The organism is Rossellomorea sp. NPDC077527, assembly GCF_044542955.1.
GTDB lineage: Bacteria > Bacillota > Bacilli > Bacillales > Bacillaceae_B > Rossellomorea > Rossellomorea aquimaris_E.
In genome coordinates this window covers 58,308-75,732 of the sequence record NZ_JBITVL010000010.1, presented here as the reverse complement: position 1 = coordinate 75,732, position 17,425 = coordinate 58,308, and the positions used below count along the sequence as shown (strand labels likewise).

Here is a 17,425-nt window from a genome sequence, read left to right as displayed (position 1 = left end):
TCACACCCGTTCCCATGCCGAACACGGAAGTTAAGCTCTTCAGCGCCGATGGTAGTTGGGGGATCTCCCCCTGTGAGAGTAGGACGTCGCCAGGCCAAATCATTCCGCAGTAGCTCAGTGGTAGAGCTATCGGCTGTTAACCGATCGGTCGCAAGTTCGAATCTTGCCTGCGGAGCCATTGCTTCCATAGCTCAGCAGGTAGAGTGCTTCCATGGTAAGGAAGAGGTCACCGGTTCGAGCCCGGTTGGAAGCTTTTATCTTTTTTATAGACTGGCCCATTGGTCAAGCGGTTAAGACACCGCCCTTTCACGGCGGTAACACGGGTTCGAATCCCGTATGGGTCACCATTGTTTTTTGCGGAAGCAAAATAACGTACCATTACATATTGGAGGATTAGCTCAGCTGGGAGAGCATCTGCCTTACAAGCAGAGGGTCGGCGGTTCGATCCCGTCATCCTCCACCATTTATCTTTGTTAATTCAATATGCCGGTGTAGCTCAACTGGTAGAGCAACTGACTTGTAATCAGTAGGTTGGGGGTTCAAGTCCTCTTGCCGGCACCATTTTTTTAGCTGGAGGGGTAGCGAAGTGGCTAAACGCGGCGGACTGTAAATCCGCTCCTTCGGGTTCGGCAGTTCGAATCTGCCCCCCTCCACCATTTTGTATATTTCAGTGTAAAATGGACATCCTATAAATGTCCCTTTTTTATGCCATTTACGTAATTATTGGGCTATAGCCAAGCGGTAAGGCATCGCACTTTGACTGCGACATGCGTTGGTTCGAATCCAGCTAGCCCAGCCATTACGAGCCATTAGCTCAGTTGGTAGAGCATCTGACTTTTAATCAGAGGGTCGAAGGTTCGAGTCCTTCATGGCTCATCACATATTTTCTCACATCTCTTGGTGTGAGAATTTCTCTATACGGGGCCTTAGCTCAGCTGGGAGAGCGCCTGCTTTGCACGCAGGAGGTCAGCGGTTCGATCCCGCTAGGCTCCACCAAAGATTTTTTGTGAGAGCAAATGATCTATCCGTTTACGGAGCGTCAGCGAAGTAAATGAACCATACATACGACATTTTAAGACCTTGAATCTTTTAGGAGATTTGAGGTCTTTTTATTTAGCTTTTCAGTTAGCTTCTCGCCTGTCCAATTGACAAAAATCCATATATTTTCGTTCGAAACCCAATGAAAATGACTTAAATTTAACCATATTATCCGTTATCTGATTAAAACAACAGAATGCTCTCATACAATAAGGGGGAATTATCTCCTTTTCTTCATTCCTTCACCAATTTATTTTCAATACCTACCTATATATTTTTAAATCGATCATGACCAAGCTGCACATACATCCAAAAGAGTACCTGCATAATATTACACGAAATCACCCATAACCCTCTTCAGTCGCATATATATACACAATCTTGTCCAGTTGAGTCATCTATCATTCTAAGGATACAATAGGGGTAGGTCTTGAATTTTGAATTGGGGGAATTTTTGATGAAGAAGAACATTTCAATTATTGGAGTACCGATGGATTTAGGTCAAATGCGCAGGGGCGTGGATATGGGGCCGAGTGCGATCCGTTATGCGGGCATCGTCGAGCGTCTTGAGAATCTTGGATATTCCATTAACGACCTTGGTGATATCGAGATTGGTCAGGCTGAGCGTATACATAATAATCCTGATACAAACTTACGTAATTTGAAAGCGGTTGCGGAAGCCAGTGAAACGCTTGCAGGAAAAGTGAATGACGTCATCGGAAGCGGGGATTTCCCATTGATCTTTGGTGGCGATCACAGTATTGCGATCGGTACATTGGCGGGAGTTTCTCCTCATTATGAAAATCTAGGTGTGATCTGGTACGACGCCCATGGCGATTTAAATACAGGTGATACGTCTCCATCAGGTAATATCCATGGTATGCCACTAGCGGTGAGCTTGGGAATAGGTCATGAGGACCTAACGGGTATCGGTCACAGTAATCCTAAGATCAAGCCTGAGAACATCGTCATCATCGGGGCGCGTTCTTTAGATGAAGGCGAAAGGGAATTAATTAAAGAAAAAGGCATTAAAGTCTATACGATGCATGAAATTGATCGTCTGGGAATGACGAGAGTAATGGAAGAATCCATTGACTACTTAAAGGGCAGAACGGATGGTGTTCATTTGTCACTTGACCTGGATGGATTAGATCCAAGTGACGCCCCTGGTGTTGGTACTCCGGTTCTTGGCGGTATCAGCTACCGTGAGAGTCATCTGGCGATGGAGATGCTAGAGGAATCCGGGATGATTACGTCTGCTGAATTTGTAGAGGTAAACCCTATTCTGGATGAAAAGAATAAAACGGCAACGGTGGCCGTCGCATTAATGGGTTCTCTTTTTGGAGAGAAATTACTTTAATAAATCATAAAAAAAGAAGGCTGGAAACGTTCAAGGTTTCCAGCCTTCATCTATTTCACCTCAGTGGTGCTTGACCACTTGATATTGATTTAACAGATCGTCAAGACGAGTACTCAAATCCACTACCTGCTCATCTGCAAAGGAAGACTTTAATGCCAGTTCGACCATTTGGCGACGACAGTCTTCAATTTGGAATAATAGATCATTTAATCTGCCCCTCATTTAAGATCCTCCCGCAAAAGAAATATTAGTTCCTTTATACCCCTTTTCTAATAAATGTAAACACATTTCCTTAAAAATTTGTTAGGATAATAATATAAAAAAATTGAAACCTTTTAATAGGGTATTACGTATATAAATATAGCCGCATAGAGCGGAGGTTGTGAAATGGAAGCATTAGTGAAAAAACGGATAAAACAAGTATTGAAAGGTGATCAAAACGCCTTTGCTGAATTAGTCGAACTTTATAGAGATAAAGTGTTTCAAATATGCTACCGTATGCTTGGAAATCGCCATGAGGCAGAAGACATTGCTCAAGAGGCGTTTATCAGGGCATATGTGAATATCGAGACCTTTAATCAAAAGAGAAAGTTTTCGACCTGGCTATTTCGGATAGCGACGAACCTGTGTATTGACCGGATCCGGAAGAAGAAACCGGATTATTTCCTCGATGCAGAGGTGGCAGGGACGGAAGGCTTGACGATGTACTCACAAGTGGCTGCTGATGTTCAGCTCCCGGAGGATGAAGTGGAGAATATGGAGTTGCAGGAGACCATCCAAACAGAAATCTCGAAGTTACCCGAGAAGTATCGATCGGTCATTGTTTTAAAATACATTGAAGAACTCCCACTTCAAGAAATCAGCGAAATATTGGATTTACCACTGGGGACGGTTAAAACGAGAGTACATAGAGGGCGTGAAGCTCTCAGAAAACAATTACGATCACTGTAGAGAGGGTGAGTGAACATGAAGCCTTGTCCTGATAAAATCATCGAGTATATGCACGATTATTTAGATGGAGATTTAAACCGTGAAAAAGAGGAAGAACTGAAGCATCATTTGCAGGAGTGCATTGAATGCCAGCACCACTTCCATGAGTTGAAAAAAGCGATTGCGTTTGTACAGAGCACATCCCACATCAGTGCTCCGGCAAACTTTACAGATAACGTCATGTCCAGATTACCGAAAGAGAAGAAGAAGGTCGGGGTACAGAGATGGTTCCGTCATCATCCGCTCCTTACGGCAGCCGCCCTATTCCTATTCTTTATGACCGGGAGTTTTCTCACATCCTGGAATGATGACAAGGACTTTTCTTTTACGAAAAATGCTCAATTAGTCGTGAAGGATCATACCGTCGTTGTACCTGAAGGTGAGGTCGTGAAAGGGGATCTGACCGTCCGTAATGGCGATGTGAAGATAGAAGGAAAAGTTGCAGGAAATGTCACGGTCATCAACGGGAAGGTAACGGGTATCGACGGTAAGCAATATCTTGCCTCTGCAGGCAGTGTGACAGGGGACATCCATGAAATCGATGAGGCGTTCGAGTGGCTTTGGTACCAGATAAAAAAAGGGGCTAAAGACACGTTGGACTGGGGAAATTCGCAACTTGAAGAAAAGTAGGATAAAATAGAGGGGATGGAATGTAAGGTCCGTCCCTAAAGGGCTGACACTTAAAAAATCGTGTCAGTTTTTTTATGCAAAAACGTGAGTTCATGAATAGATAAGAAAGAATCATGAAGCCGTGCGTGTCTCTCATTTGACCGTGAAAAAAATGTGCTATAATAAGTAACGTTACGAAAATGGAGAAGCCACACATGGCGGCTTACGCTTTCGATTAAGCTATTGGAGGATGTAATATGCCGTTTATCGATATTTTTTCGGATTACTCCGCGCTGGATTATGTCTCTGATATTGTAGATATACTCGTTGTATGGTTTGTAATCTATAAACTGATCATGCTGATAAAAGGAACGAAAGCAGTACAACTATTAAAAGGTATTTTTGTCATTATCATTGTAAGGGGCCTGAGTAGTATCTTCGGTCTCGATACACTGGGATGGATGATGGAACAAGCCCTCACCTGGGGATTCCTCGCCATCATCATCATCTTCCAGCCTGAACTAAGAAGGGCTCTTGAACAGCTCGGCCGGGGACGTTTATTCTCAAGGACGGGCCTGCAGGAGGAAGAAGAGCAGGAACAGATGATCGAATCCATGACAAAAGCCGTAAGCTATATGGCGAAACGCCGTATTGGCGCCCTTCTCACTCTTGAGAGGGAAACGGGAATGAGTGATTACATCGAGACAGGTATACCCCTTGATGCAAAAATCACATCCCAGCTGCTCATTAATATCTTTATACCGAATACACCCCTTCATGATGGCGCGGTGATCATACAGAAGAATCAGATCGCAGCAGCAGCATGCTATCTTCCATTGTCCGAAAGTCCTTTCATCTCTAAGGAGCTTGGGACAAGGCATAGAGCCGCACTCGGTGTGAGTGAAGTGACAGATAGTATCACCATCGTTGTATCAGAAGAAACGGGAGCTATCTCCATCACGAAAAATGGAGAGTTGCATCGCGACCTCTCTCTGGAGCGCTTTAGGGAAATACTTACTTTAGAGCTCATTGGCGATAAGACAAATGCTTCCTCGACGAAATGGAGTTTTAGGGGGAAGAAAGAAAATGGATAAATTCATGGAAAGCCGCTGGTTCATGCGTATTGTTGGACTGTTGTTAGCCTTCATTCTCTATCTATCCGTGAACTTTGACGATATCCAGAAAACGGCCAACAATAACAACGGTAGCTCTCAGAATGCGATAGAAACGATCCAGGATGTCCCACTTGAAGTATTCTATGACCGTGACAACCTGGAAGTCTCAGGACTGCCTGATACGGTGAATGTGACTGTGGAAGGACCAAAGGCCGTTGTGCAGCAAACCAAGACAGTAAAGGATTTTCAAGTGTATGTGGACTTGAATGATATCGGGATAGGCGAACATCAAGTTGAAATTCAAATCCAAAATATCTCTGATAAATTAAAAGTGAAAAAGGATCCTGAATTCGCCAACATTTCGGTTCAGGAAAAAGTCACAGAAGAGTTTACGGTCGAACCTCAGTTCAATGAAAGCATTTTATCCAATGGATATGAGGCTGAAGGACTGGCAGTCGATCCAAAAACGGTGAAAGTGACCGGATCCAAGGCTGAAGTAGAACGGATTGCCTATGTCATTGCGACTCTTGATGTCGATGAAGAAATCAATGAGAATGTAACTAAGGAAGCCAGGGTTCAGGTGCTTGACCGTGAATACAACAAATTGGATGTACTGGTAGAGCCTGAAGTGGTGGATGTCACCGTATCGGTGGTGAATCCGAGCAAGACCGTACCAGTCTCGGTGAAGCAAAAGGGAAGTCTTCCAAAAGGCACTACCCTTGAATCGATTTCAATAGAACCTAAAGAGGCAACGATCTTTGGCAGACAGGACGTCTTGGACACAGTGGAAGAACTCCTTGCAGAAGTCGATCTATCGAAAATCACGAAGGACTCGACCATTACTGTACCACTTGCCCTCCAGGATGGGCTGAATAAAGTTTCTCCTGAAGAGGTGAAAGTCAAAGTGGATGTAAACACGACCGAGGAGAAGAGCCTATCAGGAATCGAGATCAAGCCTGAAGGATTGGCTGACGAATATGAATACACCATCATGACACCTGAAAGCGGGGCAGTGGATGTGGCACTGAAAGGTCAAAACGGGGAAGTGAATAAGGTCAGGAAAGAAGACTTTTCCCTCGCCCTTGATCTTTCAGGGCTTGAGCCCGGCGAACATGAGGTTGAAATAGATGCAAAAGGACCAGATAACGTTGAATGGACCCTTTCACAAAAAACGGTAAAAGTAGAAATCAAAGAAAAGAACACTTCAGCATAAGAGCTGTAAAAAGGAGAGAATGACAATGGGTAAGTATTTTGGAACGGATGGAGTAAGAGGTGTAGCGAATACGGAATTGACACCGGAATTAGCCTTTAAGCTTGGACGCTTCGGTGGGTATGTACTGACGAAGGATGCTACACGTCCCAAAATATTGATTGGACGGGATACTCGAATTTCCGGTCATATGCTGGAAGGAGCACTTGTAGCGGGACTTCTTTCCATTGGGGCGGAAGTGATGCGCTTGGGTGTGATTTCAACTCCGGGAGTGGCATATCTTACAAAGGCATTGGGAGCTCAGGCAGGAGTCATGATATCTGCTTCCCATAACCCGGTAGGAGATAACGGGATTAAATTCTTCGGTCCGGATGGTTTCAAGCTGTCCGATGATCAGGAAAGTGAGATTGAAGATCTACTGGATCAAACCGTTGACGGACTTCCTCGTCCGACCGGCGCCGACCTTGGTCAGGTAAGTGACTATTTCGAAGGCGGTCAAAAATATCTGCAGTACTTAAAACAATCAGTGGACGAAGATTTCGATGGTTTACATATTGCTTTGGATTGCGCACACGGTGCAACATCTGCTCTTGCTACCCACCTGTTTGCTGATCTTGATGCGGATATCTCCACAATGGGGGCATCACCGGACGGCTTAAATATCAATGAAGGCGTTGGATCCACTCACCCAGAATCTCTTGCTGAAATGGTGAAGGAAAAAGGAGCAGACTTAGGTCTTGCCTTTGATGGAGATGGAGACCGTATCATCGCGATTGATGAGCATGGGCGGATCGTGGACGGAGATCAGATCATGTACATCTGCGGAAAGTACTTGAAATCACAGGGACAATTGAAACAGTCTACTGTTGTGTCTACCGTAATGAGTAACCTGGGCTTCCATAAAGGTCTTGAAGAGAATGGCATCCAGAGCATCCAGACAGCCGTAGGTGATCGCTATGTGGTGGAAGAAATGAAGAAGCACGGTTATACTCTTGGCGGTGAGCAGTCTGGGCATATCATCTTCCTTGATTACAATACAACGGGTGACGGCCTGTTAACAGGTATTCAACTCGTGAATATCATGAAAGTGACAGGTAAATCATTATCGGAGCTTGCGGGAGAAATGCAGAAATTCCCTCAAAAGCTTGTAAATGTTCGTGTCACAGATAAGCATCATGTAACGGATAACGAAACGGTTAAAAACGTGATTCAAAAGGTAGAGGAAGAAATGAACGGAAATGGCCGTATTCTTGTCCGCCCTTCAGGAACGGAGCCACTGGTCCGTGTCATGGCGGAAGCCCCTACAGAAGAGCTATGTGAACAGTATGTAAATGAAATTGTACAAGTCGTCGATCAGGAAATGGGTCTGAACGAATAGTTGATTTTTCATGCACAAGGGGTCAATATGTGCCCTTTGTGCATATTTAATGAGTAGGGTGTTTTAATGTGTTTACCCTCATTCTATGTCGGGAACATGACAAAGTGATAACAACTCCTTATCGTTGTCAGATTTTCATTGACGAAGGGAAACCCGCTAGTGTATGATGATTTTGTTTTCATTTTTCAAATTATATGGAAATGTGAGTCAAGAAGGAAAGGTGGATTGTAAGGTATAAAATCTATAAAGCGCCAGGGCTGGACGATGGATACGACAAGGATCGTTCAGTTGACGAGGTGGAGGTTTATCGAGTGTTCGGCGGATGCCTCCCGGTTCGTAATGTCACCGAGCCGAAAGTTTCTTCCTTAAAACATTGAGGCAACTTGATGCACAAAGGGATGAAAAGAAGTGACCAAACGAATAATATAAATGACAAACAGAGATAAGGGGGCAAGTTGTCCCCAAAAGAGTTCTTGCCCCCTTGCATGTTCAGGGAGGATAAATTAATTATGTGTGGTATTGTTGGATATATTGGAAATTCAGATACAAAGGAAATCTTATTAAAAGGTCTTGAGAAGCTTGAGTACCGCGGGTATGATTCTGCAGGGATCGCCGTTCAAAACGACGAAGGTATCCATGTGTTCAAGGAGAAAGGTCGTATTGCAGACCTTCGCGGAATCGTGGATGAGAACGTATCAAGCAACACTGGAATCGGTCACACTCGCTGGGCTACACACGGTGTACCAAGCAAGGTGAATGCTCACCCTCATCAAAGCAATTCAGGCCGCTTCACAATCGTTCATAATGGAGTAATCGAAAACTACTCTCAACTAAAGCGTGAATATTTAACAGATGTAACGTTCAAGAGTGATACGGATACAGAAGTCATTGTTCAGCTGATTGAAAAGATTGTAGAAGAAGGAAACACAGTAGAGGAAGCTTTCCGTCAAACGTTGATGCTTCTGAAAGGCTCTTATGCCATTGCCCTTTTAGATTCTGAGAATGATGAAACAATCTATGTAGCGAAAAACAAAAGTCCACTGCTTGTTGGTCTAGGAGAAGACTTCAACGTTGTAGCAAGTGATGCAATGGCGATGATTCAAGTAACGGATCAATATGTTGAGCTGATGGATAAAGAAATGGTCATCGTCACGAAAGAAAAGGTTGAAATTCAAAACCTGATCGGTGAAGTAATGGAACGTGCTCCTTACACGGCTGAAATCGATGCCAGTGATATTGAAAAAGGAACATACCCTCACTATATGCTGAAGGAAATCGATGAACAGCCACTAGTGATGCGTAAAATCATTCAAGCTTACCAAAATGAGAACAACGAGCTTCACATCGATGAGCCGATCGTAGGTGCGATGAAAGAAGCGGATCGTGTTTACATCATTGCATGTGGAACGAGCTACCACGCTGGTCTAGTTGGAAAGCAATTCATCGAGAAGAGTGCAGGAATTCCTGTAGAAGTTCATGTAGCAAGTGAATTCAGCTACAATATGCCATTACTTTCTAAGAAGCCATTGTTCATCTTCATTTCTCAAAGTGGTGAAACGGCAGATAGCCGTGCCGTACTGGTTCAAATCAAAGAACTTGGACATAAATCATTAACGATTACAAACGTAGCGGGATCAACCCTGTCACGTGAAGCAGATTACACACTGCTTCTTCATGCAGGACCTGAAATCGCTGTAGCTTCAACGAAAGCGTACACGGCTCAACTTGCGGTTCTTGCTATTCTTGCTCACGTTGCCGGCCAGGCATGTGGAAACAACCAGGACTTTGACCTTGTTCAAGAGCTTGGTATCGTAGCTACTGCGATGGAAGCACTTTGCGACACGAAAGAAGAGTTTGAAGACATCGCACGTGAATATCTGTCAACGACGCGCAACTGTTTCTTCATCGGCCGTTCTCTTGATTTCTATGTAGGTCTTGAGGGAGCATTGAAGCTGAAAGAAATCTCTTACATCCAGGCAGAAGGATTTGCCGGAGGAGAGCTTAAACACGGTACGATCGCCCTTATCGAAGAAGGGACACCGATCGTTGCCCTTGCAACACAAGAAGAAGTAAACCTTGGTATCAGAGGAAATGTGAAAGAGGTAGTCGCTCGTGGAGCGAACCCTTGTATTATTTCCATGAAAGGTTTAGAAGACGAAGAAGATCGCTTCGTCATCCCAGAGGTTAACCCATTGTTAACACCTCTTATCTCTGTCATTCCGTTACAATTAATCTCTTACTATGCTGCTCTGCACCGCGATTGTGATGTAGATAAGCCGCGTAACCTGGCGAAGTCGGTTACGGTTGAGTAAGGATTGAATAGAAAAAGCCGGTCAGTCCATAAGGACTGACCGGTTTTATTTTTATTCCTGATCGGAAAGTAACACCCTATGGTCCCTGAAGAAAGGCATCAAATCCATGCCCGTTGATTTCTCCATGGAAGTGATAAAGTCCCGGGTGGTGGAAATACCGAATTTCTGCTGTTTGAAATAAGTTTGCATGGCGGAATAAAACGCCTCGTCGCCAAGCAGCTTTCTTAAGTCATTCAAGGTGCTGGATCCATAATTATAGATCATATAATAATAGGCTCCGATTCCCCCTTCATCTGCTCTTGCTGTGAAATCAGAAATCTGGCTGGAAAGATGATAGTACGATTCTTCAGTAGGTTCTACTTGTAGTGAATCGAGTTCCCCATCATATAAAGCGGCAGCGAAACTGGCAAACGATTCGTCGAGCCAAGGCTCATCATATTCGTTATTCCCGATGATGCCGTAGAACCATTGATGACCGATTTCGTGGGCGTTGACGGACTTAGCCCAATCAAGCGGCCGGTCTCCTGCAAGGCTGATCATGACAAGCTGTGGGTATTCCATACCGCCGAACCAGCCTTCCATCGTGACGATGTCGAGTTCAGGCCAAGGGTATTTACCGAATTTCTCACTAAAGAGCCTGATGCTATCCTCCCCGGATTCGAGGAGGGCCGCAGCGTACTTGGAATGCTCCTCCGAGTAGTAGACATTCACTTTGATATTGTTGATTTTTGTAGAAATCACCTTGTAATTTGGATTCATTTCCAGGGCAAAATCACGCACATCCTTGGCTTTATAGCGGTGAGTGGCTTTATCTCCGGAAATCTTAGCCTTTCCGATTTCTTCCCCTGTAGCGGCTATCACCTGATTTTTATCGGTTGTGACTGTTACATCATATTTACCTGAAAGAGAATAGAAGGATTCTCCGTAAGGATAGTAAGGGTCTACATTCCATCCTTCGTCATCGTAAACGGCCAAGATCGGGAACCAATTTCCCATGGAAACCGTGTCACCGTACCAGCCGAATCGGTCCTGTTGTTCAGGCAGGCTAACTTCGAAATGCATGCTGACGGTGGCTTTTTTATTTTTGCCCAGGGATACGTCCTTGATATGTAAGGCTGTACCATTTACTTCAAATGATGCGTTTTCTCCGTTTACATTAACTTCTGATACTTCCATCCCTCCGCCGTTCTCTTTAAAGACATCGGCATTTCCCCGTAGATTGAAGTATAATTCACTTAAATTCTTTTTTATGTTGTTCTTAAATGATACTTCCAGTGTACCTTCAGCTGTATGAGTGGTGGAGTTGTAGTCAACATCGATGGTATAAGAAGGATTGGCAGGTCCAAGAGCGTGTTCATTCTTCTTCTGGCCTTTCATATTAATATGCTGACCTTGGAGCATAGATAAGTCAGGTGTGACGGCTGGGACATAAGCCCCTTCAGGATTTTGTTTCAACGGATCATTCCCGTTTGCAGAAGCAGGCAAAGCGACTCCGATCGTACATACGAGTGCCATGGCCCCCATTGTGATTCGTTTCGTTAACCGTTTCATATTCATTATGACCCCTCCTAATAAATCAAAGTATCCAGGTATACATTTTCTGGATATTTTGGTTACTTAAGAGATTCTGGAAAAGGGGGAGTCATCCCTTGAAACTATTTTCTCAATTATTGGAAATGGAGGGGTCGTTGTAATAGGAGAAGGTATGTGAATGGACCTATATTTAGAAAGAATTGGCCAGAGCACTTTCCTTTACCCAATTGACTAAAACCCTTATAATCATACAAATAGATTCCGTTCTCAACGTGCACCTGTGAATAAGTGTAACCTGCTGCTCCACGCAGTACAGGTTACTTTTTTATTGGAAAGGGTACGATAAAAGAGAATGAAAAACGGTGCGAAGATAAGGGTTTGATAAGAGATGAAACATTTACATAGACAGCATATATGGCTGGGGCGGATCCTTGCCTCCGATCCCGGCAGAAAAAGATTTCAGCAGGCAGGGAAGGCTACGATCAGCTTAATATCGGCTGTGTTTACGATGCTGTATTTATTAAAGCAATTCGATCATCCATCCATCACTCCTGCCATCGTATCAGGGATGGTAGGGATGCTTTGTATATTCGTCGTCATGGATGATACGACGGGAAAGAAGAAGGTAACGACTCCGTTAGTCGGTGTCGCAATAGCTGTCGGAATTACAATGGGATCCGCCTTTGCTCATTACAGCCTCGTTGTGAACGCTCTATTAGTGGGGGCCATTTTTAGCGCGTTTTACTTTTCACGTTTTGCCATCCGTTATTTTTCCATGGGGATGGCAGGTTTTATGTCGATTTATATATCATCCATTCTGCAACTGGATGCGGCGCATCTGGAGTGGTTTTACCTGGGGGTCATCATAGGGGTCGTATACGCTTACCTTTATAACTTCATCATCTTCAAGGACTCTGTCCATATGTTAAGGAGAAGTATGCGTTCGTTTCATATTCAATCCAACTTGACCTTTACAATCTTGATGAGGATGATAGAGGATCCACAGACGAGTAGCAAGCGCAGGAAACAGTTGAATCGAAACGTAAGAAGGCTGAATGAGTACGCGAGAAGCGTAGCAGGCGATATCAATGAAAATGATGTAAAGAAATTATGGCCGGGTATTGAAGCATCACAACTACGGTTGTATGTATTCGACACAGAAATGCTCATCCAGACGCTGACCGATTCGTTGAAAAAGCTGAAAGATCTTGATGCTTTGGAAGTCATTGAGCTTAGACGATTATTAGTATGGGTGCTCCGGTCACTTCGCGATGCGGAGGTACTGGCTCAGGATTATGACCCCCGTTCCCTTGAAGAAGCAGAAAAGGCGATACAGGCCCTTCGATTGGTATTGTCTGAGGTGTTAAATCAGGAGAAGAAGCCTGAAGGTTGGGTGTATCTCTTAAGGCGGATCGAGTCCATTGCCAATCATGTACTTGAAGCGGCCATCTCGATTCAGGAATCATTAAAGGTACCTGAATACAAGGTGTCGACTGTTGAGAACGATGGAGAACCGGAAGAAAAGGAAAAAGAAGAGACTACGGAAGAATCGAAAAGCTTAAAGCCCTCAACCCGTAAAGCGATACAGGCTTTGGTTGCGGGGACGCTTGCGATCGTTGTAGGGGAGCTGATGGCACCTGCGCAGCCGTACTGGGTCCTGTTAACGACCTTCATTATTCAAATCGGTACTGAATCGGTAGGCAGGACCTATATGAAAGCTTTCCAGCGGTCGATCGGGACAGTGATTGGGGCCATCATCGGATTCGGAGCGGCCAACCTAGTCTCCGGGAACTCTCAGCTGGAAGTCTTCCTACTGTTTGTGGTCTTATTTCTCGCCTTTTATCTTTTCACTGTCTCCTATACGCTGATGAGCTTATTCATCACGATGCTCATCGCTTTCATGTATGACCTTCTGCTGGGTGGGATCAGTGTACAGTTGATGGGGGCACGTGTCATTGATACGATTGTCGGAGCTGTGATCGCCCTTGTCGTATCAGCCTTTGTGTTTCCAAAGAAAACGAAAGACAAAGTGGCGGATAGCTTGGATGATTTCTTCGGGGAACTTAAAGGGTATGTTTCTTCATATATAAAAACCTTTACGATCCCGGAAGGTAAAACATTGACCGATCAGGCTTTTGATTTGGATCAGAAGCTCCAGGGAATCAAGGATGAAGCGCAGTCCCTTCTCCAAAGGCCCGGCGCCATGACGAGGTCTGGTGCAGGACGATGGATCACTGTCGTAACGGCCATCAATTATTACGCAAAGCACCTGCTTGCCTCTTCCCATCGGAAAGCACAAGCAAAGGTGTCGGAAGAACTCATTAGCGCGTTTAGAGAAACAGAAGAGAAAATCTCTGAAAACATTGAAACGCTCCGACAACTTTTAAAGGAAAAGGAAAGCTCGCCTATCATGTGGGATTTGAGCCCGGAACGGCAAAAAATCGAAACGCAAGCCCCAAGCTGGCGTAAATCACAGGTGGATCTTATTCACCATCTATATTATGTGTGGAGGATCAACCAATCGATTGTGGCACTTGGAGAGGAACTGGGGGCAGAAGTGAAAAGAGGGTGAAGCGGATTCCGCTTTACCCTTTTTCTTAATAGATATCCACGTTTCCACTGGATACAGAAACATCAATGTTATACTGACCGGAGCCGGACACTCCGGAAATATCGCCGTTTTCTATCTTCTGATTCTTTAAAGGAAGGTTGCAGGAGATATCACCGCTGCTTGCATTCCCGTTCAGTTTAAAGCTAGCGTCTTCAGGTAAATCAAGATTTACGCCCCCGGAGCTGACATCGAAATTCAAGTCGCCCTTTAAGGATTCCATGGTGACCGTCAACTCTCCAGAAGATAAGTCACCTTTCAACGGACCTTCATAGTTCGATAATTCTACATCCCCGGAGCTGATGTCCACCTTTCCGTCCTTTGTCGTCAGTCCATTGACGATCAAATCACCAGACGAACCATCATGCTCGAATACATTTGTCTCGATATTGTTCAGTTCCATGTTCCCCGATCCCATGTCAACGGATAGTTCATCGAACGTCCATTTCTTTGAAACGGACTCTCCCTCTAAGACCAGATTGCCGGAACCGATATCGATTTCCATGTTATTGTCATACTCTCTCGGAATATAAACGGTAACGTCAGATTTTTGATTAAATCCGACCCACTCATACCATTTATGTTTTACCTTTACGTATATCGTGTCCCCTTTTTGATTCAATGTCATTGTTCCTTTTCCTTTGAAGTCGACTTTTACTTCATTCTTGTCTGTGGGTAAGACCTTTGTGTCGCTGCTTTCCAGGTCAAGATCGATTGTTTTCACGTTTTTGGTGACTTCGACCCGATCCCCAGACTGACTCTCCTTCGCAAATAAGGACGTATTGTCATTCATAATGACATAAAGCGTACCGAGTGCCAGAAGCGCAATGATAACGGCAAACGCATTTTTCATTTCAATCCCTCACTTTGGTTTGTTTTTCCAATTTATAGTTTTAGTTTAATCCATGAGGGGAACCATCACAATGAGCCAAAGCATTATTTTTGAATCAGACCAGAGGCTGAGAAGGAAAGGTCTGCGAAATAAATATTTTCCAAGGTGGAATCAATAATTTGTATAATGGAGTTGTATGAAGAACAATGTGAAAGAGAGGGACAATCGTGTCTGTCTTAATTGAAGTGGCAACCGAACATGATATAGAGGAAATATTTGAAATGGCAGGAATCAACCGAGAAGAAGCGACAGGTGTTCCATATGAACATCATAAAGAAGAAATGCAAAAAGCATACCGTCACTCCATCGAACACGGAGCCTATTTCCTCGTTGCCCGTGAGGATGATGAGCTGGCAGGGTGGGTACAGGTAGATAAGAGTGTTGATTGGATTACCTCCAAAGAAATTGGGTGGATCAATGATGTGTATGTGAAGAAGTCCTTCCGGGGAAGGGGACATGCGACAAGGCTTTTAAAACGGGCGCTCCTCGAACTGAAGGATCGAAACTACGATGAAGTAAGGTTGAATGTATACACGTTTAATGAACAGGCCATTCATTTGTATGAAAAAGTGGGATTCACAGATGTATGCAAATTTATGAAACTGAACCTGTAACAGACGTAAGGAAGTTGGACCGGCCGCCACGACCGGTCCAACTCTTTATTTCGCGATAAACATCTGTGTCCAATATATCCCTTGGCTCGCATCTTTAGCCGTTCCCACACCAATATGAGTGACTTGTTTATTTAAAATGTTTTTGCGGTGACCCGGGCTGTTCATCCAGGCGTTCACAACCGATTCAGGTGTTTTCTGTCCAACGGCAATGTTCTCCGCTGCTGTAGAATAGTCTACACCGAAGTTTTCCATCATCTCAAACGGAGATCCATATGTTGGGGATGTATGAGAGAAATAGTCATGTTCCTTCATATCCTCAGATTTCATCTCCGCTACGTTTGATAGCTCTCCGTCCATCTTCAACGCACTGAGTCCATTCTTCTTACGTTCCTGGTTTGTTAAATCAATCACTTGCTTCACATACCCACTTGCATTCGAAGATTGAGAATCTTGTTTAGGCTGTTGTGCAGGTGGTTCCGGTTGTCCTTTATTCGGCTCCCCGGCAGGTTGTTTCGGCTGAGGCACCCCTTCGTTACCGGGTGTATATTCTTCACCAGGATCTAAATGAGTGAATTCACGCAAATCCCCGTTAGGATCTATCGGGGCAATAAAACGGTGGATGGCCGTTCGGTTTTCTTGTAAATCATTCATTCCCACTCTGTCTTGGTTTCTATAGGAAACCGGATCGTAATTCACGTTTTGAGTATCAGTCAGTGAATCGTTTGTATCGTTATTGCAGCCAGTCATCAGCATGAACGGGATGACGGAGCAGATTAAGATTCGTTTTTTCATGAGGATTCCTCCATTTTGTGTTTGCCTTAACAGTCTTTAATATGTACGCCGCCCAAACGGTTTATCCTGTTAAAAATAGGTTGAAGCGATGGTCAGATTTAGTACTATAAGGTTAGGGTATACCTATTATAAAGACTGATTATTTGTGTGTAAGGAAGTGAAATCTATGAACCGAATCCCATTACCTTCCACCTTTTACAAGCAGCCTACATTGGACCTCGCCAGGTCCCTGTTGGGGTGTGTTTTGGTGAAAGAGACAGAGGAAGGAACAGCTTCAGGGTATATAGTGGAAACAGAGGCGTATCTTGGGCCGGAAGACAGAGCAGCTCACAGTTTTGGAAACAGGCGTACGAAACGGACGGAAATCATGTTCCATGAAGCAGGGCGGATATATACATATGTCATGCATACACACTGTCTGGTGAACGTAGTGAGCGGGGAAGAGGAAAAGCCCGAGGCCATCCTCATCAGAGCGGTCGAGCCACTAGAGGGAGAGGCCCTGATGGAAAGCAGAAGACGAGGACATATGAAGAAGAATTGGACGAATGGTCCAGGGAAATTGACGAAAGCATTGGGCATCACCATGGAGGACTATGGGGGAAGCTTTTTAGAGCCACCGCTGACGATCACAAAAGGATTCGACCCAGAAAGCATCTCATCTGGGAAACGGATAGGGATCGATAACACAGGGGAGGCAAAGGACTATCCTTGGCGTTTTTGGATCAGTGACAATCCTTATGTGTCAAGGTAAGGATTTTCTTTATGAATTTTCAAATAATTTATGGAAAAACACACCCTAAAAGTACTAGTTTGTGGTATATTTTTCTTATAAGCATCTTCATAAACTGACAATTCGACTGGGGGCTGTGAACCTAAATGATAGATGGGCGCTTACATTTAGGGGAGCCAGTAGCGCAACCGACCACATGCGAACGCGAGGAATGCGTTTTTGTGTGGTTTTTTTATGAAAAAAA

Annotated in this window: 14 protein-coding genes, 9 tRNA genes, 1 rRNA gene and 1 riboswitch; of the genes, 20 read left to right on the top strand and 4 right to left on the bottom strand. The window is 44.4% G+C overall.

The window, feature by feature from the left end; all coding sequences use genetic code 11:
* From rrf to rocF, 11 genes are all read left to right on the top strand, one after another.
* Positions 1-95 (top strand): 5S ribosomal RNA (gene rrf, locus ACIGG7_RS22280); the annotation flags it as partial.
* Positions 96-103: 8 nt separating this feature from the next.
* Positions 104-178 (top strand) — tRNA-Asn (locus tag ACIGG7_RS22275).
* 2 nt (positions 179-180) lie between these two features.
* Positions 181-253, top strand: a tRNA-Thr gene (locus ACIGG7_RS22270).
* A gap of 19 nt (positions 254-272) precedes the next feature.
* A tRNA-Glu gene (locus ACIGG7_RS22265) sits at positions 273-347 on the top strand.
* Between the two features lie 40 nt (positions 348-387).
* A tRNA-Val gene (locus ACIGG7_RS22260) sits at positions 388-463 on the top strand.
* A 22-nt stretch (positions 464-485) separates the two neighbouring features.
* Positions 486-561, top strand: a tRNA-Thr gene (locus tag ACIGG7_RS22255).
* A gap of 11 nt (positions 562-572) precedes the next feature.
* Positions 573-656: transfer RNA gene (locus ACIGG7_RS22250), tRNA-Tyr, on the top strand.
* Positions 657-724: 68 nt separating this feature from the next.
* Positions 725-799: transfer RNA gene (locus ACIGG7_RS22245), tRNA-Gln, on the top strand.
* A 4-nt stretch (positions 800-803) separates the two neighbouring features.
* Positions 804-876: transfer RNA gene (locus tag ACIGG7_RS22240), tRNA-Lys, on the top strand.
* A gap of 44 nt (positions 877-920) precedes the next feature.
* A tRNA-Ala gene (locus tag ACIGG7_RS22235) sits at positions 921-996 on the top strand.
* 499 nt (positions 997-1,495) lie between these two features.
* A complete protein-coding gene (gene rocF / locus ACIGG7_RS22230) occupies positions 1,496-2,398 on the top strand; it encodes an arginase (RefSeq protein WP_224945099.1) in 903 nt (300 codons plus the stop codon).
* Between the two features lie 60 nt (positions 2,399-2,458).
* On the opposite strand, the gene ACIGG7_RS22225 is transcribed toward rocF, so the two are convergent.
* On the bottom strand, positions 2,459-2,620 hold the full coding sequence (locus ACIGG7_RS22225; protein WP_224945101.1) for an aspartyl-phosphate phosphatase Spo0E family protein: 162 nt from the start codon (positions 2,618-2,620) through the stop codon (positions 2,459-2,461).
* A gap of 165 nt (positions 2,621-2,785) precedes the next feature.
* On the opposite strand from ACIGG7_RS22225, the gene sigW reads away from it, so the two are divergent.
* The 6 genes from sigW to glmS all read left to right on the top strand — a co-directional run bounded on the left by sigW (position 2,786) and on the right by glmS (position 10,012).
* On the top strand, positions 2,786-3,349 hold the full coding sequence (gene sigW / locus ACIGG7_RS22220) for an RNA polymerase sigma factor SigW (protein ID WP_224945103.1): 564 nt from the start codon (positions 2,786-2,788) through the stop codon (positions 3,347-3,349).
* A gap of 15 nt (positions 3,350-3,364) precedes the next feature.
* A complete protein-coding gene (locus ACIGG7_RS22215) occupies positions 3,365-4,018 on the top strand; it encodes an anti-sigma factor family protein (RefSeq protein WP_224945105.1) in 654 nt (217 codons plus the stop codon).
* Positions 4,019-4,254: 236 nt separating this feature from the next.
* The gene (gene cdaA, locus ACIGG7_RS22210; protein WP_224945106.1) at positions 4,255-5,091 is read left to right on the top strand and encodes a diadenylate cyclase CdaA; all 837 of its coding nucleotides are present in this window, start codon (positions 4,255-4,257) and stop codon (positions 5,089-5,091) included.
* Positions 5,084-6,325: a CdaR family protein gene (locus tag ACIGG7_RS22205; protein ID WP_397551050.1), complete on the top strand. Its 1,242-nt coding sequence runs from the start codon at positions 5,084-5,086 to the stop codon at positions 6,323-6,325. The genes cdaA and ACIGG7_RS22205 overlap by 8 nt, the downstream gene beginning before the upstream one ends.
* A 25-nt stretch (positions 6,326-6,350) precedes the next feature.
* Positions 6,351-7,700 carry a phosphoglucosamine mutase gene (glmM, locus tag ACIGG7_RS22200; protein ID WP_224945110.1) on the top strand — a complete coding sequence of 450 codons (1,350 nt, stop codon included), beginning with the start codon at positions 6,351-6,353 and terminating at the stop codon, positions 7,698-7,700.
* 509 nt (positions 7,701-8,209) lie between these two features.
* Positions 8,210-10,012, top strand: a complete 1,803-nt coding sequence (gene glmS, locus ACIGG7_RS22195; protein ID WP_397551049.1) for a glutamine--fructose-6-phosphate transaminase (isomerizing) — start codon at positions 8,210-8,212, stop codon at positions 10,010-10,012.
* A gap of 51 nt (positions 10,013-10,063) precedes the next feature.
* On the opposite strand, the gene ACIGG7_RS22190 is transcribed toward glmS, so the two are convergent.
* Positions 10,064-11,569, bottom strand: a complete 1,506-nt coding sequence (locus ACIGG7_RS22190; RefSeq protein WP_397551048.1) for a M1 family metallopeptidase — start codon at positions 11,567-11,569, stop codon at positions 10,064-10,066.
* A gap of 364 nt (positions 11,570-11,933) precedes the next feature.
* On the opposite strand from ACIGG7_RS22190, the gene ACIGG7_RS22185 reads away from it, so the two are divergent.
* Positions 11,934-14,117 (top strand): FUSC family protein, encoded by a 2,184-nt coding sequence (locus ACIGG7_RS22185; RefSeq protein WP_224945194.1) that lies wholly within the window; start codon positions 11,934-11,936, stop codon positions 14,115-14,117.
* A gap of 25 nt (positions 14,118-14,142) precedes the next feature.
* On the opposite strand, the gene liaG is transcribed toward ACIGG7_RS22185, so the two are convergent.
* Entirely contained in the window at positions 14,143-15,006 is an 864-nt protein-coding gene (gene liaG / locus ACIGG7_RS22180; protein WP_224945195.1) for a LiaG family protein, read from the bottom strand.
* 206 nt (positions 15,007-15,212) lie between these two features.
* Between liaG and ACIGG7_RS22175 the strand changes: the two genes are divergently transcribed.
* Positions 15,213-15,659 (top strand): GNAT family N-acetyltransferase, encoded by a 447-nt coding sequence (locus tag ACIGG7_RS22175; protein ID WP_397551047.1) that lies wholly within the window; start codon positions 15,213-15,215, stop codon positions 15,657-15,659.
* 45 nt (positions 15,660-15,704) lie between these two features.
* Here ACIGG7_RS22175 and ACIGG7_RS22170 read toward each other — a convergent pair whose 3' ends face one another.
* Positions 15,705-16,451 (bottom strand): CAP domain-containing protein, encoded by a 747-nt coding sequence (locus tag ACIGG7_RS22170; protein ID WP_224945199.1) that lies wholly within the window; start codon positions 16,449-16,451, stop codon positions 15,705-15,707.
* Positions 16,452-16,617: 166 nt separating this feature from the next.
* On the opposite strand from ACIGG7_RS22170, the gene ACIGG7_RS22165 reads away from it, so the two are divergent.
* Positions 16,618-17,202, top strand: coding sequence for a DNA-3-methyladenine glycosylase (locus ACIGG7_RS22165; protein ID WP_224945201.1), 585 nt, complete (start codon positions 16,618-16,620; stop codon positions 17,200-17,202).
* Positions 17,203-17,303: 101 nt separating this feature from the next.
* A riboswitch (cyclic di-GMP riboswitch) is annotated at positions 17,304-17,384 on the top strand.
* The last annotated feature ends 41 nt before the right edge of the window (positions 17,385-17,425 follow it).